Below are 24,333 nucleotides of genomic sequence, written 5' to 3'. Positions count from 1 at the left end.
CTTTGAAGCTATCCTAGTTAGCAAGCCCTCTTTCCAAGCGGTCGGAATGAGGTGGGAAACTTGGCTTATCCTATCATCATGAAGGCGACAGCTTTGTTCACTATGCGGCCCTCGAGGTTGAACGGGTGGAGCAAATCCCTGAAGGCATGACAAGCGTGACCGTTCCGGCTCTGACTTACGCCAAGACGGAGCACAAGAAGGGGGACAATATCGACTCCTCCTATACGAATATATTCGCCTGGATCGGGAAGCAGGGTTATCCGTTACATAGAGGGGATGTCACCCATTTTGAGCTGTACCCCATGGCGCAGGATCCTTACGCCAAAGACCCCGAGTTTACGATTATGATACCGGTTGATTCAAAAGCATAACGCTATGGTTGGAAGCCTCCGCAGATCCTGTCTGCGGAGGCTTTTATTGTTTCATCCCATGGCTGCGGCCGACACGATCGTCAAAGGCATTCCGGATTTGCGGTAAGACGCTGCTTCATACTCATCCAGACGACTATCGGTAATGATCTCGTCAAATTCGTCGAGGGAGGCGAAAATCGCCAGCGAATTGTAGCTGAACTTGGCAGAATCGGCCAGCAGGATCGTTTTTCCCGCGGCCTCCATGGTGGTCTGCCGGACGCCGACAAGGTTTGGAGACCAGGCCATGGCGCCTTTTGTCAAAGAGACCGCCTCGCAAGTCAGGAAAGCCGCATCGACGGTCAGCGACTGAAGCATTTTCTCCGCATAAAAGCCGTCCAGACTATACGCCCATTTGCTTATTCTTCCCCCCGAGCAGTACACGTCGAAGCTGCCGAATCTCTCTTCATTGGACAGCATCAGGGCCGTATGCAAGTCACGGGTAATAATCTTAAGCCCCTTAAACCTCTCCAGCTCATCCACCATGGAAGCTACGGTTGTCCCCGCATCCAGAATAATGCTCATGCCATCCTGAATATGCTTGACGGCTTCCTTGGCGATGGCCAGCTTCTCCGCCTTATGCTCGTTTGCGCGCTGCTCGTATTTGGCGCCCATGAACCGTTTTACCTTGACGGCGCCCCCATGGAAGCGCTGAATTTTTCCTTCCGACTGCAGAAGATCGAGGTCGCGGCGAATCGTCATCTTGGAGACGTTAAACTGCTCGGCAAGCTCGAGGATCGTTAACTGCGGCTTTGAATCGAGTAGCATCATAATTTCGTGACGGCGTGTTCCGATGAGCATGATTGATCTCCTCCTATTAGCTGCCTTAATGTTAACTTATAATGTTATGTATTTGTGCAATTGCGTGAAAATTCTGTATACAAACTTTCGTTTGTGTGATATAAGGTGAATATGAGGTTAATTTGTGTTACTTAAATGTGACTTTAGTTTACTTAAGATTCAGAAAATTTGCTAGACCCTCATGAAATCCATTACTATTCGTCGTTTCTATGTCATTTAATCTTACACTTAAATTGATGAAGAGGTGAGCGTTTCATGTTCTTTCGTTATCAGGGAGAAGCTTATGACCGCCGGTTCCTGCCAAGATTGACGACCAAAGAGATTGCGGCCATGGAAAAAGAGGATGTACTGCTTGTTCTGCCGGTAGGCGCGGTGGAGCAGCATGGTCCGCACATGCCGGTGTTTACGGATACGCTGCTCGGCGAGGCGATGCTGGCTAAAGCTTTTGAGCATTTGCCGGAAAATTCTTCGATCTGGCTGCTGCCGTCCGTAAGTTATGGGAAAAGCACCGAACATGCGGGCCATCCGGGTACCATCACCCTTTCGGCTAAGACCTTAATGGCGGTACTGGAGGATATCTCTTCTTCCCTAGCCCGAAGCGGCTTCCGCAAGCTGCTGCTCTTTAATACGCATGGCGGCAACGCGGATCTGCTCGGCATGATGGCGAGGGAAATCCGGATAACAACGGGGCTTGAGGTGTACCGGCTGGATCCCGGCGCCGTCGGCTACAGCGATTCCTTCACGGATGAAGCGGAAAAAGCCTGCGGCATTCATGCCGGGGATGTGGAGACATCCCTTGTTATGGCGACGTGTCCGGGCTGGGTAAACGCGGAGCTCGCGCCACGCGAAATGCCGAACTTCCCGGATTCCCGCTATTTTTCTTTCCGGTCCCGGTCTTTTGCTTGGGTCATGGACGATATTTCGGGCAGCGGGGTAGCGGGAGACGCGACCAAGGCAACGGCGGATAGGGGGGAGGCCATGCTGGAGACGGCCGGGCCGCTTCTGGCAAAGGCTCTGCTGCATATTGCTTCGTTCGATATGGCATCACTGAAGAACGGATAGGAGGAGGATCACCATGACAACGATGACGGGAGCCAAGGAATGGGTAAGGATGGAGCGGCTGTCCAAGGTTTATCCGAACGGAACGGTAGCGGTCAAGGAAGTTGACCTAACCATTCATGAAGGTGAATTTCTTTGCTTTGTCGGTCCTTCCGGCTGCGGAAAATCAACGATCTTCAAGATGATTACCGGCTTGTCCAACCCAAGCAGCGGTACGCTGCAGGTCATGGGGGCGACTGCGAGCGAAGCCCGCAAGCGGTCGGATACGGCTTTTGTGTTTCAGGATCATACGCTTCTGCCTTGGAATTCGGTAATCGACAATGTAACGCTGCCGCTTGCGCTTCGCGGAGTATCGAGGAAGGAGCGCCAGCAGGAGGCGGAGCGCGTGCTGGAGATGGTTGGCTTGAAGGACCATATGCGCTCCATGCCGCGCGAGCTGTCCGGCGGAATGAAGATGCGGGCATCCATCGCCCGCGCCCTTGTCGCGAGACCCAAGCTGCTGCTGATGGATGAACCCTTTGGCGCGCTTGATGAAATTACGCGCCAGACGCTGCAGATCGAGCTGCTCGAGCTATGGCGGCAGGATCCGGAAATGACCGTACTGTTTGTTACCCATAACGTATTCGAGGCTGTATTCCTGTCGACCCGCATCGCGGTCATGACCCCTCGCCCGGGCAAGGTTTCCGATCTCATTGACGTACCGGTACCGTTCCCTCGCGACGAGTCATTCCGTACGACACCGGAGTTTGGCCAAATTGTCCGCTCCGTGTCGCAATCCCTTAAGCATTAGAGAGGAGGAGAAACCATGTTGAAGGATTGGATGGTTGAAATGCAGGAAGCGGTCGGGGAGGAGAGGCTGCTGTCGGACCCGGGGCAGGTAGAGAAATTATCCAAGGATTATTATTGGTATTCCCCGGTACTGGTCCCGCTGCTTCAGAATAAAAGGGCGGAGGCGATTGCCGTCCCGCATTCCGTGGAGGAAACGGCGAGCGTGCTCGCTTACGCTTGGAAACACCGGGTTCCGGTGACAACCCGCGGCGCGGGTACCGGCAACTACGGTCAGGCGGTTCCGCTCGAGGGCGGCATTGTTCTTGATCTGAGCAAGCTCGACAAGGTCATTGAAGTAACCGATACGTATGCGCGAGTGCAGGCCGGAGTTCGGCTGGGCGGGCTCGAGAAGCTTCTCCGTTCCGAGGGGAAAGAGCTCCGGATTTACCCAAGCACCTACGTGAAAGCAACGGTTGGCGGCTTCGTAAGCGGCGGCTCGGGCGGAATCGGCTCCATTACCTGGGGCAATCTGTGGGACGGCAACGTGCTGGAGGCGGTCATCCTGACGGTGGAAGAAACGCCGCGCAAGCTGACCGTCAAGGGCGACGATCTGATCGCTTACATTCATAACTACGGAACGACTGGCGTGCTTGTTGAGGTCGTTATTCCGATTGCGGCAAAAGTGGAATGGACGCAGACGGTTGTCCAGTTCGATGATTTCGCGTCGGCTGCGCGGTTCTCCCATGCGTTGGCGATGGATGATTCTATCCGCAAGCGGCTGGTTGCTCCGGTCGAATGGCCGATTCCAACCTTCTTCAAGCCAATCGCCTCGAAGCTGGAGGCCGGCTGCAGCGCTTGTCTGCTGGAGACCGCGCATGGCAGCGAAGAGCGGCTCTCGGCGCATGCCGGAGAGTTCGGCGGCCGAATCGGCTATACCATTCCGCCGGAGCAGTACCGCAAGGTGATCGGGCTGTCCGATTTTACATGGAACCATACGACGTTATGGGCGCTTAAGACCGACCCGTCGCTGACTTATTTGCAGGCGGGCTTTGATAAGGAGCGGTTTCTCGACCAGATCGCGCTTATTAAAGAACGGTTCGGAGACGAAGTGCTGATGCATCTCGAGTTTATCCGCACGGCGGGCGTTGTTGTTCCCGCAGCGCTGCCGATTGTCCGTTATACGACGCATGAACGTCTGTATGAGATTATTGCCTTCTTCCGGTCCATTGGCGTCCGTATTAACGATCCCCATACCTGGGTTCTCGAGATGGGAGGACGCGGAGAGTGGGACGCGATGGTAAGCGCCAAGCGATCCAACGACCCCCGCGGACTGCTGAACCCGGGCAAGCTGCAAACGCCGGTTGAGCGTATTTCGAATCAGGAGGGATAAGCGATGCGAGAGGAGACAATCACCAGCCCGGATTTATCGTTTGGAACGACAGCGGGCACAACAACCAAGCTGCGCGCCTCAGCACTGAAAAAAGCATGGAAAAGAATAGGTCCGCCGTCCGTCGCTTTTATTCTGTTCATCGGCGGATGGGAGCTCTTCTGCAGGTTATCCGGCCTGAAGCCGTATTTGCTGCCAAAGCCTTCGGATATTGTGCTGGCCGCCTCCGAGAACGCCTCGAATCTGTGGGTATCCGTGTATACCACCATTACCGAGGCGGTGCTGGGGTTCCTGCTCAGCATTCTACTGGGCGTCGGCTTTGCCATACTGCTTGCCAGCTCCAAGCTGATTGAACGGAGCATTTACCCTTACGCCATCATTATGCAGACGATTCCGATCGTCGCTATTGCCCCTATTATTGTCATCTGGTTTGGCGCCGGCATGAACGCCATCATCATTATCGCTTTTCTGATCGGATTTTTCCCGATGCTGTCCAACACCCTTATCGGTCTCAACTCGACCGACCACAATATGAAGAACCTCTTCTATCTCTATAACGCTTCCTCCTTGCAGACCATGATCCGGCTTCGCATTCCCGCGGCGCTTCCTTATATCGTGGCAGGCCTCAAAATCTCTTGCACGCTTGCCGTTATCGGCGCCATTGTTGGCGAGTACATTGCCGGCATCGGCGGGGGCAACGGCGGACTCGGTTATGCCATTACCGTTGCGTCCTCCCGCCTGCAGACGGCTTATCTGTTCGCCTGCGGCTTATCCGCATCCTTGCTGGGCATTGCGTTCTTCCTGCTCGTGAACGCCTTCTCCAAGTGGATGCTGAGCTCTTGGCATGAATCCGAGATGAAATCTTCCGAAGGTTAGGGGTGAGTTCTCTTGCGCACAGAAACGCTGGAAGCCATTAACGTAAAGCTGCCGCTGCAGCAAAGCGATGAACTGTACACGGTTAAAGCGCAGGGAGGCCGGTGGAGGGCGGTCGAACGCCAGGAGGGAGTTATCGTCTCCTCGGAGCATGTGCCGATCCAAGGGCTCTCCTTCGACGAATTGAAGACAACGGACTCGCTCGATCTGGAGGGAAAGGTCATGCTGCCGGGCTTTGTTGACGCCCATATGCATCTCGACAAAGCGTATTCCCTGCCTTGGGTGCGCAACCGGTCAGGCACGCTGCTCGAGGCTATCGAGAATTACCGGGCGGCTTCGCCAGCCTTTACGAAAGAGATGATCCGTGACCGCATGATGAAAGCAGCGCTGAGCTCGGCTTCCTTCGGTTCGGCCGTGCTTCGCAGCCATCTCGACGTGCCGGTTCATCTCGGCCGCGAGATGGCGATGCGGACGATTGAAGCGGCGCTGGAGGCCCGGGAGAAGGTCAGCGGAATCGTTGATATTCAGTACTTCCCGATGTTCTTCTATGACCCTGCTTATGAACGGGAGCTGACGGAGTTTGCTTCGGAGACGCTCCGCATGGGCATAGACGGAATAGGAGGCGCGCCGCATCTGTCGCCTAATCCGGAGACCAATGTGGGCTGGGCGTTCCGGCTGGCTCAGACGTTTGATAAGCCGATCGACCTTCATACCGATGAATCGGATAATCCCGACACCAAGACGATCGATATTTACTGCGATTACGTGAAAGCAGGCGGTTACGGCGGCCGGGCAACGGCCGGCCATCTATGCTCCTTGTCCGCGATGGAGCATAACGAAGCGGAACGGCTGATTGCGAAAATGGCGGATGCGGGCATAGCGGCGGTTACCTTGCCCGCGGTTAATCTCTACCTGCAGGGACGCGGCGACCGGGGCAACGTGCGGCGCGGCGTCACCCGCGTCAGGGAGCTTGAGGAAGCGGGAGTGACCATTGCCGCCGCCTCGGACAATATTCAGGACCCGTTCCATCCGTTTGGCAGAGGGGATCTGCTGCAGATTGGCCTGATGACGGCCTATGCGTCCCATTTGGCCAAGGAGGAAGATATTGTCACCGTGCTCCGCCTGCTGACGACCAATCCCGCCAAGCTTGCCGGCCTTACCCAATACGGAATTGCCCCGGGCAATCCGGCCAGCTTTGTCGTGCTGGACGCCTGTTCGGAAGAAGAGCTGTTTCAAGAGCTTCCGTCATCGCGGTGGGTGTACAACAAGTCGAAGTGGACCTTTGTTTCCATGCTGAGCCGCTTCGGCCTGGAGCCGAGTCTGTCGGGCTCGCCTGCATAGATCCAAAGTAGATACTACCGGTGTTTGTCCGCTGCCAGAGGGATGCGCATATAGAGAAGAAGAGGATAGGCTTATGCTTTCGAAGTAAAAATCAATTTATTTTAGGGGGAAGAGAAACATGCTGACAAAGACGGGATCAAAGAAAACACTGGGCGGAATGACGGTGCTTCTTGCCGCGGCGCTTACGTTGTCCGCTTGCGGGGACGGCAAATCATCGGGGGATTCGAAGGAGCTGACCAAGGTCAGCCAGGTGACCAACTGGTTCGCGGAGCCGGAGCATGGCGGGCAGTATGCCGCGCTGGACAAAGGTTTTTACAAGGATGCGGGTCTCGACATGACCATTCAATCCGGCGGCCCCGGCATCTCTTCCACCCAGATCGTAGCCGGCGGCAAAGCGGAGTTCGGCATGGGGCAGGCGGATGAAATCCTGCTGGCGCGCCAGAACGGCATTCCGCTTGTGGCGATTGCGGCAACCTTCCAGAAGAACCCGCAGGGCATCATGTTTCATAAGGGTCAGTTCAAGGACATTAAGGAGTTGAACGGCAACAAAATTTATGTCGGCAGCGGCGTGGTGTTCTGGGAGTACTTAAAGAAAGCCTATAGTCTCGATAAGGTGACGGAGATGAAATATACCGGCTCGCTTGCCAACTTCGTAGCGGATCCGAAGGCGGCCACGCAAATCTATATTACCTCCGAGCCTTTCTCCATGCAGCAGGAGGGCGTCGACGTCGATTACTTCCTGAATTATGACCTTGGCTACAAGCAGTACGGCAACGTTCTTTATACAACCGAGGATTTCCTGAAGAAGCATCCGGATACGGTCAAAGCCTACGTGGAAGCGTCCATTAAAGGCTGGGATTATTACAAGGATCATTCCGATGAGATCAACAAGGTGATGCAGGAGAAGAACCCGGATCTGAAGCTTGAGGCCATGGCATATGGCGCGAAAGCGCAGGAGCCGCTTGTGTACGGCGGCGATGCGGAGACCAACGGCGTTGGCTACATGAGCAAGGACATCTGGTCCGGCCTTCAGGCGCAGCTTGTCGACATGGGGCTTCTCAAGAAAGCGGAGCCGATTGAAGACGTGTTTACGAACGAATATTTGCCGGGCAAGGGCAAGTAACCAATGAAGCAACGGAGCCGCTGCATGCGGGCATGCGCGGCTCCGGCTTTTATCAGGGAGAGATCGCCATGGCGAACGTACTTGTAATTTACTTCAGCGCATACGGGCATATTCACCGGATGGCGGAAGCCGCCGCGCAAGGAGCGGAGCAAGAAGGGCATACCGCCAGACTTGTCCGCATTCCGGAATTCCGCCATCCGGACAATGTCACCGCGCTGCTGGATCATCCTGACCGCAGACGGCCGGCGGAAGACAGCCGGCTGTCCGGTACCTTCCGGGTTGGCGCCCGCTGGGAAAAGTACGAAGCGGCGCAAGCTTTGCAGCAGCCGGTGCCGGAAGCGGCGGCTGACGATCTCCGCTGGGCGGACGGAATCGTATGGGGATTCCCGACCTACTACGGCTCCATGCCGGCGCAGGTCAAATCCTTCCTCGATCTGTCGGGCAGTCTATGCGCAAGCGGGGAGCTGGAAGGGAAGCCGACCGGCGTCATGACAAGCGCCGGATCTATTCACACGGGCCATGAAGCGACGATTCTGACATCTATCATTCCGCTGCTTCATTTCGGAATGGTGTATGTCGGATTGCCGTATTCGCAAAACCCGGAATATTTGACCGCGGACCCCATTGGCGGCTCCCCCTACGGACCTTCAACGCTGGCAGGTCCGGACAGCACAAGAACGCCCGACGAGCGCGAGCTGCGGATGGCCGGGAGGCTTGGCGCGAGAGTAGCTAGATTTGCAGCAGCAACCAAAGGCATAAAATGAATGGCGGGGATACGATGACGATACCATTTGATTTGCTTGTTTCCGGGGTTAGGCTGCCAGGCAGCGAAAGCTTAACGGATCTGGGCATTAAGGGCGGCAAAATAACGGCAGTCGGCAAGCTGGCCGGGGCCGCCGCCAATAAGGTCTTTCACGCGCAGGGCAGATTGCTGCTGCCTCCTTTTGTTGAATCGCACGTGCATCTGGATACGACCTTAACGGCGGGCGATCCGGTCTGGAATGAAAGCGGAACGCTGGCGGAGGGCATCTCGGTATGGACCTCCCGCAAAAAGCAGCTGAACCGCGAAGATGTCCTTGCCAGAGCGGAGCGTACGCTGGAGCTGTTTACCGGTTATGGCGTGCTTCATCTGCGCGCAATGGTTGACATTGGAGATCCGAAGCTGACGGCGCTGCGCGCGGTGCTGGAGCTGAAGGAGAAATACCGGGACCGCATGTCTATGCAAGTGATCGCTTTTCCGCAGGACGGACTAATCGCTTGCCCGGAAAACGAAGCAAGGCTGGAGGAAGCGCTGCGGCTTGGGGCGGACGGAGTATCCGCCGTTCCGCATCTGGAACGGACCCGCGAGGACGGGGTATCAAGCCTGCGCAAAGCCTTTGCTCTTGCGGAGCGCTACAGCGCTTACTTGCATGTTTTCTGCGACGAGACCGACGACGAAGCCTCGCGGTACCTGGAAGTATGCGCTGCTCTTGCCATAGAGACCGGTCTCGGCGCCAAGGTGACGGCCGCTCATGCCAATGCCGCGGCTTATTACAATGAGCCTTATTTTCAGAAGGTGCTTGGACTGGTGAAGCAATCGGGCCTCTCCATTGTGGCCTGCCCGCTGATCAACAGCGTTATGCAGGGCCGTTATGATGCGTCTCCGAAGGGACGCGGTATTACGAGGATTCAGGATTTTCACCGGGCCGGAGTTAACGTAGCTTTAGCGCATGATGATATCCGTACCCCCTTTTATCCGCTTGGAACGGGAAATCCGCTTGATGCGGCGCATATGGCCGCCCATCTGGCCCATATGTGCGGCCGCCGGGAGCTGAACGATATAGCCGGCATGATCACGTACGGCGGGGCAAAAGCAATGGGGATCGTTGGCTACGGCTTTGAACAGGGAGTGCCGCGAGTCGGTGATCCGGCCTCCTTCCTGCTGTTTGATGCCGCTGACGCGGCTGAGCTGATCCGTACCCGGTCTGCTCCCCGTTATGTGTTCCGTCTGGGCTTGCTGGCCGCGGAAACCGCGCCAGCCATGACGAAGCTGCTGCATGCGGAGGGCGGCGATATGGCATTGCCAAGCCGTGAAACAGAAGTAAGATTATAAAATTCTAACCAAATTTTAGGCCGACGCGACTATTCAAAACCATGCTCCTCTCCTTGATAATCGGATGTAATCGTTATTGAGGAGGGATCTGGAATGATTCACGCTCAGAAGCTGAGCTTTATAAACAGGCCGTTCAAAATGGTTGTCTCCATCTTTCTTGCCGTGCTTTTGTTTGGCGCAGCCGTTATGCCCGCCTTTGCGGCTAGTCCGGGCAAAACCGTCAACGCATCGGCTACTCTCGCCTATAGCCTGAAAGGTCTGAAGCATAACCTGGCCGTCCAGAAGGCCTACATCGCATCCAAGTATCTTTACGTCACCCAGCGTTCGGGAGGAACGGTGTATCTGTCGAGACTGCTCATGAAGGGCAGCACCGCCACTTATGTCGACGAGATGACGATAACGAATTCCGGTCACGGCCAGACGCTGGATATGTACACTTACAAGGATATCGATTACTTCTATTTCAGTTCAAAGGCGGACTCTTCCACGTCTTACGATTGGTCGCTTCAGGTAGCCCGACTTAAATACTCGGCGGGCAAGAAGTACGATTACACGGATCTTCGCCGCTTCACCTACTTGAACTACGCGAATAAGACGGGCAAACGATTAGGCGATACCTATCGCGTGGACGGCGGGGGGAACAGCGATTACACCATTTTCCGCGTGCAGACCTCTCAAGGCAGCGTGACATGGTCCATCTATAGCACGGCGGCCTTAAACAAGCTGTTGGACGGCAGCGAGCAAGTGCGGATGGACAGCGCCTCGGCTAAAAAAGCCTGCGTGGCCAGCTTTACCCAATCGGGAAGCCATATCGTCCGGCCAAACGGATCATTTCAAGGCATGGATATGCTAAGCAATACGAAGATCTTTACGTCAGGCGGGGCGGAAGGGCAAACGCCGAGCATTGCCTTCATGTCCCAAACAGGCGCATACAAATCCCTTGTCAAGATCACGAACGTGGGGAAACATGAAATCGAAGGGGTGCAGACGAAAAACGGCAGGGTTTACTTCACGATCGTAACGGATCCAAAAAACAAGAAAGACACGCAGAAGGTGTACTATGTGCCGGAAAGCAAATTTTAAAGGCATCACAATCTTTTAACATTTATTGGTTCGTCCAGACTATTTCAAACGCGATCTCCCTCCTCGATAATCTTCTGGGAAACCATAATGATCTTGGAGGGATATTTTATGCTGCCGCTTTACGCATCGGGTCTCAAAAGCAGGTCTTTCAAAATGTTTGCTTCCGTCGTTCTCGCCATCCTTCTGTGTGGCACCGTCGTACTGCCCGCCTTTGCGGCAAGTCCCGGAAAAACCGTCAATGCATCGGCTACTCTCGCTTACAGTCTCAAAGGGCTTAACCACAACCTGGCTGTTCAGAAGACCTACATCGCTTCCAAGTATCTTTACGTCACCCAACGCTCCGGGGGAACGGTGTATCTGTCGAGACTGCTTATGAGCGGAACCACGGCTACTTATGTCGACGAGATGACCATTACGGACGCCGGGCACGGCCAGACGCTGGATATGTACACCTACAACGATATCGACTACTTCTATTTCAGCTCCAAGGCGGATCCGTCCACCACGTATAACTGGTCGCTCCAGGTAGCCCGGCTGCAATACTCTTCGGGCGCGACTTACGACTATACCGATCTTCACCGATTTACTTATATGAACTATGCCGATAAGACCGGCGCGAGATTAGGCGATACCTATCGCGTCGATGCCGGCGGCAACAGCGACTATACGATTTTCCGCGTACAAACCGTCGAAGGTACGGTTACATGGTCCATTTACGATACGGCAGCCTTGAACAAGCTGCTAGGCAGCAGCGAACAGGTAAGGATGGACAGCGCGGAAGCGATTAGCGCCTGCGTGACGAGCTTTACCCAATCGGGCAGCGATATCGTCCGGCCAAACGGATCGTTCCAAGGCATGGACATGCTCTCGAATACGGAGATCTACACGTCGGGCGGGGCGGAAGGCGAGACGCCGCGCATTGCTTCGATGTCCAGCACCGGTACTTATAAGACACTCGTAAATATTACAAACGTAGGAACCCACGAAATCGAAGGCGTACAAACGAAAAACGGCAATGTCTATTTCACCATCGTGACAGATCCGGACAATAAGAAGGATACGCAGAAGGTGTACTACGTAGCCGACAGCCTATTCTAAGCCATTCACGAAAACAGGGCTGCCCCGTAAGCAATTTGCTGCGGCGGCAGCCCTGTTTGCATATCCGGAGGACACGCCGCATAAGACGTAAGGTAGCTTTACTTCGGCAATAGGGAGGGAACAAGCGGTGAGCAAGAGGTTCCTGAATTCTCCAACGGCCTATGCGCTTGGAATGTTCGCCATGATGGTCCCAAGCCAAGCCTTTGCGTCTTTTTTCAATTATTACTACGTGGAAAAGCTGGGGCTCAGCCTTGGGCTCGCAACGATTGCGCGTACCATCTACCTCATCTGGGATGCGGTCAACAACCCGATGGCCGGTTATTTGTCCGACCGGACCCGCACGAAATACGGCAGGCGCAGACCTTGGATCTTTTTCTCAACGCCGGCGTTTATGCTTGTCTTTATCATGGTCTTCTCCGTTCCGAAGGGACTTGGCAATACGGAGCTGTTCGTGTGGCTGCTTACTTCGCTTGTTCTGTTTGAAGGCATTGCAACTCTCCTATGGGTGAACTACGGAGCGCTGTTTCCGGAGCTGTTCGAAGGGGACCGGCTTCGGGCGAAGGCATCGGCCGTCCAGCAGGGCTTTCAGATAGTCGCTATTCTGATCGGAACGGCGCTGACGCCCATTCTCTACGGATGGATCGGCTTCGGCTGGATGTCGGTTGCTTATTCGCTTGTATTCGGTATTTTTATGACCTGGTTCGCTTTGTCCGTCCGCGAGAAGGAGAGCACCCATCAGGAAGCGCCGCTTCCGCTCATTGCCGCCTTCCGGGAGACGCTGACGAATAAGCCGTTCTGGATCTTTAATATAGCGGGCTCCTTCGCCCAGACGGTGAACGGCTTGCTTGCCGCCCTGCTTCCTTTCTATGCGAAATACAACCTGCATATCTCGGAGGGGGAGGTATCCATTCTGATGGGGGCCGTCTTTGTCTCCATTATTCCGCTGGTCGCGGTCTGGTATTTGATCTCCCGCAGGCTTGGCGGGCTGCACAGCTGGCGGCTGGCGCTTGCCGTTTACGGGCTTTCCGTCATTCCGCTATGGTTCGCGGGCAATCTTGGCAGCGGTATTCTCGCCGGCATTCTGGTCGGCTTTGGGATGGCGGGGTTCCTTGTTACGCCGGCGATGCTAAGCGGCCGGATTATCGACCTCGACGCGGAGCGGACCGGCCGGCGCAGAGAAGGGATTTATACGGCGGTAGCCGGTTTTATTACGCGGTCCAGCGGCTTGATCGCGGCGGTGGCTTTCTGGATTGTCGGTCTTATATACGGCTACCAGAGCGGTGATGAGCCGGGGTCGCAGCCGGAGACCGTATTCCGGGTGCTGATCTGCGCGGTTCCCCTTATTTTGCTAACGGTATCCTTTGTCATTTCCTTGTTCATGAAGAATTTAGAGGAGCCGGGTCAATCGAAACGTCCGGTGTGATATGATAATGGCAAAATCAAACCAAGGGGATTCGCATGAAGCAAGTAACGATTGGCATGTTCGCGCATGTGGATGCGGGCAAGACCACGCTGGCGGAACAGCTTCTTTATCATACGAACAGCATACGGGAGCGGGGGCGGGTCGACCATAAGGATGCCTACCTCGACAGCCACGATATTGAACGGGCGAGAGGGATTACGGTGTTTGCGGATCAGGCTGTTATGACCTATAACGGCGCTACCTATTACTTGATTGATACGCCGGGACACGTCGATTTCTCGCCGGAGATGGAGCGCGCCGTCCAGGTGATGGACTATGCCGTTCTGGTCGTGAGCGCCGTTGAGGGCGTGCAGGGACATACGGAAACGGTCTGGCAGCTGCTTACCAAGCACCAAGTTCCGACCTTCTTTTTTATCAACAAAATCGACCGGACCGGAGCGGGCGTTGACCGCGTAATGGAGGAGATTCGGCAGCATCTGACGCCGGATGCTTGCCTGATAACGGACAGCTTTGCCGGCGGCATTGTCGGAGAGCCGTTAGCGGAAAGTCTGGCGGAGAGGGATGAGCGGCTGCTCGATGCGTTCCTCTCCGGCGAAGGCGATCAGGCCTTCTGGCTGCAAGCTTTGCGGGACATGGTGAAGAACGGCAGGCTGTATCCTTGCGTTAGCGGCTCGGCTTTGCAGGATACCGGCGTGAAGGAGTTTCTGGAGCAGCTTCATCTGCTTACGACGGTCGACTATAACGGACAGGGTCCTTTCGGTGGGCGAGTCTATAAGATCCGTCATGACAAGAGCGGTACCCGGTTAACCTATGTCAAAGCATTAAGCGGGACGCTTAAAGTTCGCGAAGAGCTCTGCTACGGAGGCGGGGACGGCCGAATCTGCGAGAAGGCAACCAGGCTGCTGCTCGTAAGCGGCAGTAAAATGCAAGCGGTAGATCAAGTGTCGGCCGGGGATCTTTTTGCCGTTATCGGGTTATCCGAAGCGGACGCGGGACAAGGCGTAGGCCTTTATTCGGACAAGCTGTCCTATGATCTGGTGCCTGCGCTGACGTCAAAGGTTATTTTCTCCGAAGCCCTCCCCGTGAAGGATGTGCTGACGGCATTCCGTCTTCTGAATGCGGAGGACCCGTCTTTGAACGTTGTCTGGGAGGAGACTCTGCAGGAGATTCATATTCACGTCATGGGCGTGATTCAGCTCGAAGTGCTTGAGCAGCTGGTGAAGGACCGCTTCGGATTCGACGTGGTGTTTGGAAGTCCGGAGATTTTGTACAAGGAGACCATTTCGAGTCCGGTAAAAGGCTACGGCCATTTCGAGCCGCTCCGGCATTACGCCGAGGTGCATCTGCTCTTGGAGCCGGCTAAGCGGGGCAGCGGCATCACGTTCAAGAACGCTGCCCACGTGCATGACCTTAGCATAGGCAATCAGAATTTGATCGAGACGCATCTGTTCGAACGCGAGCATCATGGGCTGTTGACGGGCAGTCCGCTGACGGATGTGCAAGTGACTCTGCTTACGGGCGCCGCCCATAACGAGCATACGCATGGCGGCGATTTCCGCGAGGCAACCTTCCGGGCGCTCAGGCAGGGGCTCGAGAAGGCGGGCAATCTGCTGCTTGAACCCTTTTACGAGTATAAAATCAAGGTTGAGCTGGACCATTTAGGCAAGGTGTTGTCGGATTTGCAGCGCGCGTCCGGGCAGTTCGATCCGCCTCAGACCACGCAGGCCCATGCGGTCGTTACAGGCAGAGTGCCTGTCGCGACATTTATGGATTACAGCACGGAGCTGGCCGCCTTCACGCATGGCCGGGGCAGCATTCAGCTTGTCTTCGCCGGTTACGACCGCTGCCATAACGAGCAGGAGGTCATCGAGCGGAAAGGCTACCGGAAGGATGCCGACCCTTTGTATACGTCATCGTCTATCTTTTGTGCGAAAGGGGCCGGTTATGCGGTGCCCTGGGATGAGGCGGAGGCAAAAATGCATTTGCTCTAGCTGCTAGGACGATAAGGCCGTTTCCCCTTAGTTATCAGTGAGGGTAAACGGCCTTTATGGCTTTGAGCATCGCTTCTGCCTTCTCGGGATCTTTCATTAAGGCCTTCCTGTATTCGATCATCCAATCCAGCGTTTCAAGGATCTGATCGTATTCGGCTTTTTTTCGCTCAATCTCGTCTTTCTTTAGTTCCATCCATTCGATCATCTGCTGATGCGTCTTTGCATTTGCATCCTGATCCTGAAAGAGCTCCTTTAATTCCGCCAACGAACATCCCAGCCCCTGGAACTTTCTGATCAACCGCAGCCGCTCGATTGCCTCGCCGGTATAGGCGCGATAGTTATTTTTCTCCCGCCGCACATGACGGCTGTCGAGCAGGCCTTCCTTTTCGTAAAAACGGACGGCGTGGACGGATAAGCCCATCTTCTCGGCTAATTCTTGAATTTTCATCGTTTTCTCTCCCAAAAAGAAATTGTGATATTGAGGTCTTGCCTTAGAGTTCACTCTATAGTTTATGCTTTAGTTGTTCGACAAATCAATTACACAAAGCGAATGCTTTCGAAGCAAGAATCACTACAAGTGATTTTTCCTTCATCCTTTGTGTGGTAATTCTTTTTTGGGAGGGATCCACTATGCGTATATTCGTAACAGGAGCAACAGGCTACATTGGTACGGAGGTTGTTCGGGAGCTTATCGAAGGCGGTCATCAGGTTGTTGGGCTTACCCGTTCGGACAAAGGGGCGGCTTTATTAGCTGGTGCAGAAGCACACCTTGGCACTCTTGAAGATCTCGATAGCCTTCAGCGCGGCGCTGCTGCCGCGGATGGCGTCATTCATTTGGCATTCCGTCATGACTTTTCGGATTTTGCCGGCTCGCTGGCCATGGATCTTCGCGCCGTTGAGGCGATGGGGGCCGTGCTTGAAGGCTCCGGCAAGCCTTTTGTGATTACCGCTCACGCGAACGGCATCGAATCGGAGAATGTGGTATTGGGATTAGCGGAGCGAGGGGTACGGACCTCCATCGTGTCGCTTGCGCCTTCGGTGCATGGAGAGCGGGATAAGGGCTTTGTTCCCCATCTGATTCATACTGCCCGTACGAAAGGGTTCGCTGCGTATATTGGGGACGGGGCAAACCGTTGGCCGGCCGTGCACCGCATCGATGCGGCATCCTTGTTCCGACTGGCCGTGGAAGCAGCGCCGGCTGGCTCGAGGCTCGACGGCGTTGGCGATGAAGGCATCCCGTTCCGCGATATTGCTGCGGTTATCGGGCGGCATCTGAACGTACCGGTACGCAGCATTACCCGTGAGGAGGCCGCCGCCCACTTCGGTTTCCTTGGCATGCTCGCCGGGCTTGATTTTCCTAGATCCAGTGCAGAGACGCAGGAGCTGCTCGGCTGGAAGCCCGTTCATCCCGGACTGCTTGAGGATCTGGAGCAGGGACACTATTTCAGTAAATAATCGGCGCAAGCGAGGACCTTTCCTGTGTTACAGCAGGAGGGGTCTTTTTTAACGGAGCTTTTCTCCATAACCGATAGCATATTGCTTGGCGTATATGAAGCTTGATACACTAATAAGTGATTCATCAATAAATACAGCTGACAGGAGTTAAAGACTTATGGCGAAAAACGATACAACGTCCGTAAACCGAAGGACGGAAATTATATCGGCGGCAATCGAAGTATTCGCGGAGACCGGCTATTACCGGACGACTACCGCGCAGGTAGCGCAGCGGGCGGGGATCTCGCAGCCTTACGTATTCAAGTTTTTTGCAACGAAGGAAGCTTTAATGCTCGCAGCGCTTGAAGTGTCCTGGGAAAGAATTACGGAAGCGTTCAGCCGGGTGGTAGATACAGCGGCGCCGGATCAGCTGGAAGGGGAGCTCATTGAAGCATACGAAGAAATTTTAGCCGCCCACCGGCAGGAGACGCTGCTTCAGATGCAGGCCCAGACCATGCAGGAGGAGCCTATTCGTGCCGCGATGCAGACGGGATTAAAGGAAGTGCGCCGCATTGTGCTGGAGGCGTTTACTGCCGGCAAGCTTGCGAATCCGGAGGAAAGAACGATGCTGTTCCTCGCGCGCGGCATGCTGTGCAATATTTCGATGGCACTCGGCATGCCGGAGTTAATGGTTAAATAAAGGGGCTGCCAAGCCTTTGCAAAATAGTGATTGATCAATCACTAACAAAGTGGTATAGTGGATTCATCAAAGATTAGTGATTGATCAATCACTAAATAAAAAAGGAGTGGCAGGAATGAAAAAAGCGGTTGTTATTGGAGCGACGGGCGGCACAGGGGCTGCGATTACGGAGGAATTGGCGAGCCGGGGAATTCCGGTTGTGGCGTTTGGACGATCGCGGTCGAAGCTGGAAAATTTCGCGGCAAGATTAGGGCATCCGGCAAATCTGGCGCTGGCCGTAGGGGATGCCTTCAAAGCGGACGATGTCGAGAAGGCATCCCGCGGCGCCGAAGTGATGTTCCATTGCGCGAATGTTCCTTACCACGAGATGGAGGAGCGGCTTATTCCCCTTGGAGAAGCGGTTATGGAGGCGGCAGACCGCCTTGGTCTCAAGGTAGTGGTGATTGATGGTATTTACCCGTACGGAAAACGGCAGATGGAGCTGGTGACCGAGGAGCATCCGAAGCAGCCGCATACCCGCAAAGGGCGGACGCGTCTAAAGTTTGCCGAAATGGTGTTTGACGCCAAGTGGCGCAGGGCTCGTCCTCTTATTGTCCGGCTGCCGGACTATTATGGACCAACCGCCAATGAAGCTTCTTATCTCGGTTCCACGCTGGAGGCTATTGCGGCCGGCAAGACAGCTTTTTTTATCGGGAACATGAATGTGCCGCGCGAATATGTCTATCTGCCGGACGCGGCGAAAATGATTGCCGAGATTTCGCTTCGGGATCAAGCTTACGGCCAGGAATGGAACATTCCGGGGGGCGATGTTATATCCGGTCATGAGATTGTCCGTCTCGCCCGCGAAGCGAGCGGCAGCAAGAAGGCTGTTCTCCCGCTCGGCAAAGCCGGCTTGTCCTTGCTCGGGTTATTCGTTCCCGTTATGAAGGAGGTTGTGGAGATGCTGTATCTGACGACCGAACCGCTTCGCCTCAGCGGCGAGAAGTATGAACGGTTCATCGGGCCAATCGAGGCAACCGGCTTCGAACGAGGGATTTCTGGGACCATCGGCCGGTTGAAGAAGTAGAACAAAGCAGCGGTGACGGGGAGTCACCGCTGCGCGCGTTACCGGTATAAAAGAAGGCTGTACCCGTTATCCCTCCGATGGGCCGGGAGGACATACGAACGGGGCAAGATTGGCGCTGCGCTCCCGGGCACAGTCGCTTTTTATGATTGTCACAGCGTACAAACGATCTTGTAGCTGCCCGGCTCCGCACGGAAACCCATCAGATCTCGGTTTACTCGCAGCATGGGAATATTGGCCGAATCGTTGTGCGTCCGGAGATAAGGAGCACCGGCTGCCTTGGCGGATTGCATACCTAACAGCTTCAGGGCCAGGGCAATGCGGCGGCCGCGATATTGCGGCAGAACGCCCGTGTATTCGTGGTACATCGCCCCGGTCTGTTCGTTATGCTGCAGACTTACCACGCCAACGTAACGTTCGCCGTCCTTGGCGATATGAATCCATTCCGGGCGAACGCCGGGCAGGCCGAGGGTCCATTTTTTCCATTCCTCGAACCACGGATATTCCCCCGTATAGCCGGGAATGTCGCGGTGGGTAATTTGGTATAGCTCATGCAGCTTGCGCTCATTGTCCTCGCCCGGCTCCTCCGCCAACGTAACGAAGCGAATGCCGGAACGCTCCGCATCGCCAATGGAAGCAAGCTGCCGCTCGTCTGCGGCATACTCCCCCAAATCCAGCACGGACTCAAAGGTCAGCCGTTCCCTGATATAGCCGCGCTTTTCTGCAAAAGCAAGAGAGCTCTCGTCCGTCTCCTTCATGTTGTAGTTCATCAGACGTGACGCTTTCACCTCCTGCGCCCAGGCATGAAGGGCACCGTAAATGGCAGTGCCAACGCCTTTGCCGCGGAATTCGGGATGAACGATTAACGTATGGATTAATGCGCCGGGTTCGGTCCACGGCGCCCGCCAGGCTATGGCGTAAGCGATGATTTGACCATTCTCGTGTTCGGCCACCCACTTCGGACGATCCCAGCCCATAAGCTCGCCTTGCTCGTTATAATGAAGCTGGCCAGGAGGGATTTTGTCCTCATCCTCCTGCAGCCGTTCTGCCGTTGTTGGTTCCGACCACACCAGATTGACGAGAGGCGCAACGGCCTGAAAGTCTTCGGGCTGCCTTAGCTTGCGGATTGTAAAGTTCATATTGACCACCACCGTTATTGGAATAATCCAAGTATGGCATACCTTTTATTCCAATGGTTGGAAGATTTCTGTTATAACGAAATTTGCTCACGCCGCGGCCGGCGGATGAACCACTCTACGATTACGAAATTTACGATAAGGGCGGCCCATATGTTATTGTCCAGCACCTCTTCGATCATTCCCATCCGGCCGTCCGGCAGAGCGAACCGGTGCAGGAGCAGGTACAGGAGGATCAAGAGGGGCACCAAGGCTCTCGCGCTGACTGCGGTTAAAGTCATGGCGAAGCTTCGGATCATCCATTGCTTATGCGACTGCCAGTCTCTTTTCCTTGCGGAACGATACCCCATTGCTGTCGTGATCAGCCACAGCAGATCGAGGAAGAGGAAGGATAACGTCCGGCCGAAGTCGGGCTCGTAGCAGGACACGATTAGGGCAAGTCCGCCGCTTACGAAAACCGAGCCTGCGTACACTTTGCCTAGAAGGGTATGCAGGGACGGTCTGTTCTGCCGCAGCGTGCGGTGAAATTGCAGGAATCCCGCAAGCATGGCTATAAAGGCTAGAATAATATGGCCGACCAGGGCAGGATATTGCAGCATCCTTGAGGAAACCTCAATACGGCTGCTGGATGGATTTAAAGTCAGGTACGGGATAACAAACGGCAGCATTATGGCGATAGACAGCGACAGCAGAATCCACCAGCTTTTTTTCATCGGAACGCTCCTTCGGGATTGATGACCCTATTATAGCCGGCGGATATTTATGGGCTCTAAAAACTTTCTAAAAAAACGATAAAACGTCCGTATGATTCCGTTTCGCAGATACGTCTTAAATAAGACAATGCTTAAGCAAATGTTTAGGATAATTTTTCTTAGGAGGAGATTTGATGTCTGACTTCGCGACAACCGTGGCCGAGGAGACCCGCGCTGCGCATAAAAAGTTTGAGGAGTTGGTGCTGCCGCATAGACAGTCCTTATGGCGGTATTGCCGTTATTTGACGGGATCCCCTTGGGAAGGGGAAGACCTGTTCCAAGAGACGATGCTGAAGGCTTTCGCCACCATGACGCAAATCCGGAATCCGATCGCCTATCAATCTTACTTGTTCCGGATCGCGACAAACGCGCGAATTGACTCTCTCCGGAAAAGGCGGGTGCAGATAGATCAGTACGCGGGACCGGATGCGATCGAATCGGCATCGGCGGTCGATCCTCTGGAGACGATTGAAGCGGTTGAAACGCTGCTGCAGCATCTGCCTCCGCGCCAGATTGCGGTATTTCTGCTCATGGAGGCATTTGGCTTTAGCGCGGCCGACGTGGCCGGAATGGTTCGCATGACGGAGGGTTCGGTCTATTCCGCGCTGCATCGTGCACGGGTTGCCATTCGGCAGCTGCGCAACGGGACGCCCAAGCCGAAGTGGACGGAGAAGGATGAGCAGGCAAATCCTCTGCTAATGGAGCTGCTGCAGGCTTTAAGGGAGGGCGAGGCCGTTCCTCTCCTGCAAATGCTGGGTGATTCTGTTCATAATGACGCGCAGCCGGGCTTTCAGGAGTATTCCAAGAGAGAGATGCTCGAGGGATCGCTTCGGCATAGAGGACCCGCTCTGCATGTCTCGCTGGAATGGCTGTGGGGCAGGCGGGTCTTTATTATCCAGGCGGAGACCCCGCAAGGGCTGGAGCTGCATGATATTCATGAATACGAGTTCGACAAGGATCAGATTGTGTACCATAGAGGATATTATTTCTGCAAAGAGCTTCTCTCCGCGGCATCGAAGGAGCTGGGAATACCGCTTCAGCTGCAGAAGGATCCTCATATCGATTGGCGGTAAAAGAAAAGGGAGCTGCCGGTCGGCACCTCCCTTATTTATTGTTAAAAACGGGCAGGTCTGTTCCGATTGCCGTTGTTAGGACGCGAACCGGAGAGAGCGGCCTTGCGCAACGCAACTGCGCCGGCCGTAATAGAAAGGATAAAGCAGATGATTGCCGCTGCCGGAAGAAGAGACCACTCCATAAGGGCATGACCGTTCATCGTCTGCCATCCGATCGAGATCAAGCCAAGCAAAAAAGTGATGCCGGTCAGATGAATCAGACTGTGCGCTTTGGTGCGGGAGCGCTCGACAAGCCAAGCGACAACCGGCACGGCCTGTAGCGCATGGAAGCCAAGCCCGTGCAGCCAGATGATGTTGCCGTCCACTCCGACGAATCTGCCTTGGTTAGCCGAGATCCAGATGCCCGCGGCAAAAGACACCGTGACGGCAATCATGGCGTAACGCACGCCTAGCGCCAGCTCGGGCCGAAGCTTATAGGCCTTGGCACGGAAAAACTGAACGCCGAGATACAGATAGAACAAGACGAGAAAGAGGGCGACAAACGTAAAGATATTGCCCACCGTTTGGTCGAAGAGCGAATCGCTTTCAACGAATCTCGGATTGACGCCGCGAAAATTTTGAATCGTCTCCGCTCCATAAGAGTAAAGAGCAAGCCCGATATATACCCTCCGGAATAACGCCCGGCTTCGGGCTTTCATTCCCGATAATGGCGCGATTGCGGCGGTAGATAGAATAAAAGCGCCAAGGGCCGCGTCAAAGGAAAAGGCCTTGGAAACATCGCCTCCAGGAGCCACCTCCCCTCCGTTTGCAAGGGTCCATACCCCGCAAAATGCCGCAAGAAGAAATCCGAGAAGGCCGGTCAGGACAAGCCATTTCTCCCCCTCGAACAGCTTCGGCTTCTGCTTTGTTGCTTGATTCGCATAGCTTTGCATGCTACCCGCATCCCTTCCTGTAAATTGGATACTTTAAATTTACTGGAAATGGCTTACAGGGGATAATGGACCCGCGGCTAGAATTCGAGCGGCCTTAAGAAGGTTCTTTTCTCGGGCGGAGGTCTTAGGGTATTCGTCTTCTCGTATGTATAAAGGATAACTGGGGTGAGGTGGAGCATGAAGAACGTATTATTATGCACCGCGATTCTTCTCTTGGCCGGCTTGATGCTAGGAGCTTGCTCTTCGTCTAAGGCACAGGAAAGGGAAACGTTTGCCGTAAATGTAAAGGTAATCGATAAAGGAGAAGGGGATAATGGGCAGTACTGGATTATGACGGCCTACCCCGACAAGAAAAAGTTAAAAAGCGTGGACAAAATTATTCTGGAGGAGAGCGTGTGGGATACCGTTCAAATCGATCACAAATATACGGTTCGTTATAGCAGGCAGGAAGACGGAACCTACATTTTCTCCGCGATTACGCCTTTAAAAGATTAGGAGAGTCGGCGTCTGGGCTGACTCTCCTTTTTAATTTAACGGATGCCGTTGGCGGGCTGCAGTGACTTTTTCTTGCTGTCAGGCAGGCTTCGACTGCCGCTTTGCCGCCATGCTCTTGTCCGTTACAAGACCGCCGAGCCGGAACGCGACGAGCGAGAGAACGATGCATACCGCCGAAAAAATACCGATGGAAGCATAACCGGCAAAGTGAACGTACAATAGTCCTGCCAGCCAGGCGCCAAGCGTATTCGCGCCGTTCATGGTCGAGTTGGCAAGGCTGGAGATGGTTCCGCGGATCGATGCGTTAAGCGCGGTAAGAAGACCCATAACAAGAGGGAAGATGATCCCGAGAACGGTAAAGATAACGAAATAGATGATGACCGCGGACGATAGGCCGGCATGAGGGCCAACGATATACAGCAAAGCGAGCAAGAGCATGCCGGCGGTTACGGCCCGCGTGCTGCCAAGCCTGCGGATAACCGCGGAGCTAACGACACTTCCGAGCAAGGTGCCAAAGCCAAGGCCCATCATTACGTTGCCGATTCCGCCTATGGACAGCTCGAAACGGTCGGCCATCCATTTGCCGATAAAAGCCATCGCCGTGCCGCTTCCCAAATGGAGCAGCAGGTAGGCGAGGAAGCCGCCTCTTGCTCTTCCGCTTGTAATTAAAGGCATATACCGGCTGAAGATCGAAGCGCGTGACCGGCCGCTAGGCTTCATGTCCGGAAGCAGCAGGAAAGCTGCCGCGGCAAGAAGCAAGGAAAACGCGCCGATGCTCCAGAAGGGGACAGGCCAATCGGCCGCGGCCAGCCAGCTCCCGATCGGAACGCCAAGCGCTTGGGCCGCGGCCAGCCCGCCGAAGGCGATCCCCATCGTCTTCGCAATCCGCTGCGGCGGCATAACGGCAGGAATGGAAGCCCACACCTGCGGCGCCGTGAAGGCAGCGCTGACACCGGCGAGGAAACGGAATAGCAGCATCATCCAATAGCTGTTCGCGAAGCCGCATAAGGCGGTCGAGACGGAGAAGGCGATAAGCCCGCCTATCATAACCGTTCTGCGGTTCCAGCCGTCGGACAACGGGCCGGAGACTAGCGCGAACATGGCCGATCCCAAGGTATAAGCGCCAATCATCCAGCCGGCTATGCCGGTCGATACGCCGTACTCCGCCTGAAGCGTAGGCAGCAGCGGCGAGATAAGAAACGTATCGGTGCCAATCATGAACATGACAAGGAAAAACAGAATGGGGTATTTAAGCATTTTTCTTCGCTCCTTTGGTTTGGGATTGCTTCTTGCCTCCATCGT

General features: G+C 54.9%; 23 protein-coding genes and 1 pseudogene. 18 read left to right on the top strand and 6 right to left on the bottom strand.

Annotated elements, in window-relative coordinates; all coding sequences use genetic code 11:
* Positions 1-119: 119 nt before the first annotated feature.
* Positions 120-371: pseudogene (locus FHT67_RS23670) on the top strand (GyrI-like domain-containing protein); the annotation flags it as partial.
* A 51-nt stretch (positions 372-422) separates the two neighbouring features.
* On the opposite strand, the gene FHT67_RS23665 reads toward FHT67_RS23670, so the two are convergent.
* The gene (locus FHT67_RS23665) at positions 423-1,208 is read right to left on the bottom strand and encodes a DeoR/GlpR family DNA-binding transcription regulator (protein ID WP_132308283.1); all 786 of its coding nucleotides are present in this window, start codon (positions 1,206-1,208) and stop codon (positions 423-425) included.
* A 255-nt stretch (positions 1,209-1,463) separates the two neighbouring features.
* Here FHT67_RS23665 and FHT67_RS23660 point away from each other — a divergent pair, with 255 nt between their 5' ends.
* The 12 genes from FHT67_RS23660 to FHT67_RS23605 all read left to right on the top strand — a co-directional run bounded on the left by FHT67_RS23660 (position 1,464) and on the right by FHT67_RS23605 (position 15,446).
* Positions 1,464-2,270, top strand: coding sequence for a creatininase family protein (locus FHT67_RS23660; protein WP_167201515.1), 807 nt, complete (start codon positions 1,464-1,466; stop codon positions 2,268-2,270).
* 13 nt (positions 2,271-2,283) lie between these two features.
* Positions 2,284-3,057, top strand: a complete 774-nt coding sequence (locus FHT67_RS23655) for an ABC transporter ATP-binding protein (RefSeq protein WP_132308287.1) — start codon at positions 2,284-2,286, stop codon at positions 3,055-3,057.
* A 15-nt stretch (positions 3,058-3,072) separates the two neighbouring features.
* Entirely contained in the window at positions 3,073-4,425 is a 1,353-nt protein-coding gene (locus tag FHT67_RS23650) for an FAD-binding oxidoreductase (RefSeq protein WP_167201514.1), read from the top strand.
* A 3-nt stretch (positions 4,426-4,428) separates the two neighbouring features.
* Positions 4,429-5,298: an ABC transporter permease gene (locus FHT67_RS23645; RefSeq protein WP_132308291.1), complete on the top strand. Its 870-nt coding sequence runs from the start codon at positions 4,429-4,431 to the stop codon at positions 5,296-5,298.
* A 12-nt stretch (positions 5,299-5,310) separates the two neighbouring features.
* A complete protein-coding gene (locus tag FHT67_RS23640) occupies positions 5,311-6,636 on the top strand; it encodes an amidohydrolase family protein (protein ID WP_167201513.1) in 1,326 nt (441 codons plus the stop codon).
* Positions 6,637-6,754: 118 nt separating this feature from the next.
* Positions 6,755-7,759 (top strand): ABC transporter substrate-binding protein, encoded by a 1,005-nt coding sequence (locus FHT67_RS23635; protein ID WP_167201512.1) that lies wholly within the window; start codon positions 6,755-6,757, stop codon positions 7,757-7,759.
* A 68-nt stretch (positions 7,760-7,827) separates the two neighbouring features.
* Positions 7,828-8,523, top strand: coding sequence for an NAD(P)H-dependent oxidoreductase (locus FHT67_RS23630; RefSeq protein WP_167201511.1), 696 nt, complete (start codon positions 7,828-7,830; stop codon positions 8,521-8,523).
* A gap of 14 nt (positions 8,524-8,537) precedes the next feature.
* Positions 8,538-9,851, top strand: a complete 1,314-nt coding sequence (locus FHT67_RS23625; RefSeq protein WP_243867418.1) for an amidohydrolase family protein — start codon at positions 8,538-8,540, stop codon at positions 9,849-9,851.
* 93 nt (positions 9,852-9,944) lie between these two features.
* Positions 9,945-10,934, top strand: coding sequence for a phage baseplate protein (locus FHT67_RS23620; protein WP_132308301.1), 990 nt, complete (start codon positions 9,945-9,947; stop codon positions 10,932-10,934).
* A 153-nt stretch (positions 10,935-11,087) separates the two neighbouring features.
* Positions 11,088-12,032: a phage baseplate protein gene (locus FHT67_RS23615; protein WP_243867444.1), complete on the top strand. Its 945-nt coding sequence runs from the start codon at positions 11,088-11,090 to the stop codon at positions 12,030-12,032.
* Positions 12,033-12,159: 127 nt separating this feature from the next.
* Entirely contained in the window at positions 12,160-13,455 is a 1,296-nt protein-coding gene (locus FHT67_RS23610) for an MFS transporter (protein ID WP_167201508.1), read from the top strand.
* A gap of 35 nt (positions 13,456-13,490) precedes the next feature.
* On the top strand, positions 13,491-15,446 hold the full coding sequence (locus tag FHT67_RS23605) for a GTP-binding protein (RefSeq protein ID WP_167201507.1): 1,956 nt from the start codon (positions 13,491-13,493) through the stop codon (positions 15,444-15,446).
* Between the two features lie 34 nt (positions 15,447-15,480).
* Here FHT67_RS23605 and FHT67_RS23600 read toward each other — a convergent pair whose 3' ends face one another.
* The gene (locus FHT67_RS23600; RefSeq protein WP_167201506.1) at positions 15,481-15,894 is read right to left on the bottom strand and encodes a MerR family transcriptional regulator; all 414 of its coding nucleotides are present in this window, start codon (positions 15,892-15,894) and stop codon (positions 15,481-15,483) included.
* Between the two features lie 182 nt (positions 15,895-16,076).
* Between FHT67_RS23600 and FHT67_RS23595 the strand changes: the two genes are divergently transcribed.
* From FHT67_RS23595 to FHT67_RS23585, 3 genes are all read left to right on the top strand, one after another.
* Positions 16,077-16,901 carry an SDR family oxidoreductase gene (locus tag FHT67_RS23595; protein ID WP_167201505.1) on the top strand — a complete coding sequence of 275 codons (825 nt, stop codon included), beginning with the start codon at positions 16,077-16,079 and terminating at the stop codon, positions 16,899-16,901.
* A gap of 157 nt (positions 16,902-17,058) precedes the next feature.
* Positions 17,059-17,580, top strand: coding sequence for a TetR/AcrR family transcriptional regulator (locus FHT67_RS23590; protein ID WP_167201504.1), 522 nt, complete (start codon positions 17,059-17,061; stop codon positions 17,578-17,580).
* Between the two features lie 115 nt (positions 17,581-17,695).
* The gene (locus FHT67_RS23585) at positions 17,696-18,646 is read left to right on the top strand and encodes an SDR family NAD(P)-dependent oxidoreductase (RefSeq protein WP_167201503.1); all 951 of its coding nucleotides are present in this window, start codon (positions 17,696-17,698) and stop codon (positions 18,644-18,646) included.
* Positions 18,647-18,795: 149 nt separating this feature from the next.
* On the opposite strand, the gene FHT67_RS23580 is transcribed toward FHT67_RS23585, so the two are convergent.
* The gene (locus FHT67_RS23580; RefSeq protein ID WP_132308317.1) at positions 18,796-19,782 is read right to left on the bottom strand and encodes a GNAT family N-acetyltransferase; all 987 of its coding nucleotides are present in this window, start codon (positions 19,780-19,782) and stop codon (positions 18,796-18,798) included.
* 71 nt (positions 19,783-19,853) lie between these two features.
* On the bottom strand, positions 19,854-20,492 hold the full coding sequence (locus tag FHT67_RS23575; protein ID WP_132308319.1) for a DUF2306 domain-containing protein: 639 nt from the start codon (positions 20,490-20,492) through the stop codon (positions 19,854-19,856).
* Positions 20,493-20,665: 173 nt separating this feature from the next.
* On the opposite strand from FHT67_RS23575, the gene FHT67_RS23570 reads away from it, so the two are divergent.
* Positions 20,666-21,604 carry an RNA polymerase sigma factor gene (locus tag FHT67_RS23570; protein ID WP_167201502.1) on the top strand — a complete coding sequence of 313 codons (939 nt, stop codon included), beginning with the start codon at positions 20,666-20,668 and terminating at the stop codon, positions 21,602-21,604.
* A 41-nt stretch (positions 21,605-21,645) separates the two neighbouring features.
* Here FHT67_RS23570 and FHT67_RS23565 read toward each other — a convergent pair whose 3' ends face one another.
* Positions 21,646-22,536: a hypothetical protein gene (locus FHT67_RS23565; RefSeq protein ID WP_167201501.1), complete on the bottom strand. Its 891-nt coding sequence runs from the start codon at positions 22,534-22,536 to the stop codon at positions 21,646-21,648.
* 177 nt (positions 22,537-22,713) lie between these two features.
* On the opposite strand from FHT67_RS23565, the gene FHT67_RS23560 reads away from it, so the two are divergent.
* Positions 22,714-23,031: a hypothetical protein gene (locus FHT67_RS23560; protein ID WP_132308324.1), complete on the top strand. Its 318-nt coding sequence runs from the start codon at positions 22,714-22,716 to the stop codon at positions 23,029-23,031.
* Between the two features lie 78 nt (positions 23,032-23,109).
* Here FHT67_RS23560 and FHT67_RS23555 read toward each other — a convergent pair whose 3' ends face one another.
* The gene (locus FHT67_RS23555; RefSeq protein ID WP_167201500.1) at positions 23,110-24,288 is read right to left on the bottom strand and encodes an MFS transporter; all 1,179 of its coding nucleotides are present in this window, start codon (positions 24,286-24,288) and stop codon (positions 23,110-23,112) included.
* Between the last annotated feature and the right edge of the window lie 45 nt (positions 24,289-24,333).

Source organism: Paenibacillus sp. BK720, from assembly GCF_011761545.1.
GTDB lineage: Bacteria > Bacillota > Bacilli > Paenibacillales > Paenibacillaceae > Pristimantibacillus.
This window is presented reverse-complemented; position numbering and strand designations above follow the sequence as displayed.

Bases quoted from the DNA above. Each gene is read 5' to 3' on its own strand.
- FHT67_RS23590 (WP_167201504.1), top strand. From the start codon at position 17,059: ATGGCGAAAAACGATACAACGTCCGTAAACCGAAGGACGGAAATTATA.
- FHT67_RS23570 (WP_167201502.1), top strand. From the start codon at position 20,666: ATGTCTGACTTCGCGACAACCGTGGCCGAGGAGACCCGCGCTGCGCAT.
- FHT67_RS23595 (WP_167201505.1), top strand. From the start codon at position 16,077: ATGCGTATATTCGTAACAGGAGCAACAGGCTACATTGGTACGGAGGTT.
- FHT67_RS23615 (WP_243867444.1), top strand. From the start codon at position 11,088: ATGTTTGCTTCCGTCGTTCTCGCCATCCTTCTGTGTGGCACCGTCGTA.
- FHT67_RS23575 (WP_132308319.1), bottom strand. From the start codon at position 20,492: ATGAAAAAAAGCTGGTGGATTCTGCTGTCGCTGTCTATCGCCATAATG.
- FHT67_RS23555 (WP_167201500.1), bottom strand. From the start codon at position 24,288: ATGCTTAAATACCCCATTCTGTTTTTCCTTGTCATGTTCATGATTGGC.
- FHT67_RS23580 (WP_132308317.1), bottom strand. From the start codon at position 19,782: ATGAACTTTACAATCCGCAAGCTAAGGCAGCCCGAAGACTTTCAGGCC.
- FHT67_RS23655 (WP_132308287.1), top strand. From the start codon at position 2,284: ATGACAACGATGACGGGAGCCAAGGAATGGGTAAGGATGGAGCGGCTG.
- FHT67_RS23565 (WP_167201501.1), bottom strand. From the start codon at position 22,536: ATGCAAAGCTATGCGAATCAAGCAACAAAGCAGAAGCCGAAGCTGTTC.
- FHT67_RS23585 (WP_167201503.1), top strand. From the start codon at position 17,696: ATGAAAAAAGCGGTTGTTATTGGAGCGACGGGCGGCACAGGGGCTGCG.
- FHT67_RS23660 (WP_167201515.1), top strand. From the start codon at position 1,464: ATGTTCTTTCGTTATCAGGGAGAAGCTTATGACCGCCGGTTCCTGCCA.
- FHT67_RS23665 (WP_132308283.1), bottom strand. From the start codon at position 1,208: ATGCTCATCGGAACACGCCGTCACGAAATTATGATGCTACTCGATTCA.
- FHT67_RS23560 (WP_132308324.1), top strand. From the start codon at position 22,714: ATGAAGAACGTATTATTATGCACCGCGATTCTTCTCTTGGCCGGCTTG.
- FHT67_RS23605 (WP_167201507.1), top strand. From the start codon at position 13,491: ATGAAGCAAGTAACGATTGGCATGTTCGCGCATGTGGATGCGGGCAAG.
- FHT67_RS23645 (WP_132308291.1), top strand. From the start codon at position 4,429: ATGCGAGAGGAGACAATCACCAGCCCGGATTTATCGTTTGGAACGACA.
- FHT67_RS23630 (WP_167201511.1), top strand. From the start codon at position 7,828: ATGGCGAACGTACTTGTAATTTACTTCAGCGCATACGGGCATATTCAC.
- FHT67_RS23635 (WP_167201512.1), top strand. From the start codon at position 6,755: ATGCTGACAAAGACGGGATCAAAGAAAACACTGGGCGGAATGACGGTG.
- FHT67_RS23650 (WP_167201514.1), top strand. From the start codon at position 3,073: ATGTTGAAGGATTGGATGGTTGAAATGCAGGAAGCGGTCGGGGAGGAG.
- FHT67_RS23620 (WP_132308301.1), top strand. From the start codon at position 9,945: ATGATTCACGCTCAGAAGCTGAGCTTTATAAACAGGCCGTTCAAAATG.
- FHT67_RS23600 (WP_167201506.1), bottom strand. From the start codon at position 15,894: ATGAAAATTCAAGAATTAGCCGAGAAGATGGGCTTATCCGTCCACGCC.
- FHT67_RS23625 (WP_243867418.1), top strand. From the start codon at position 8,538: ATGACGATACCATTTGATTTGCTTGTTTCCGGGGTTAGGCTGCCAGGC.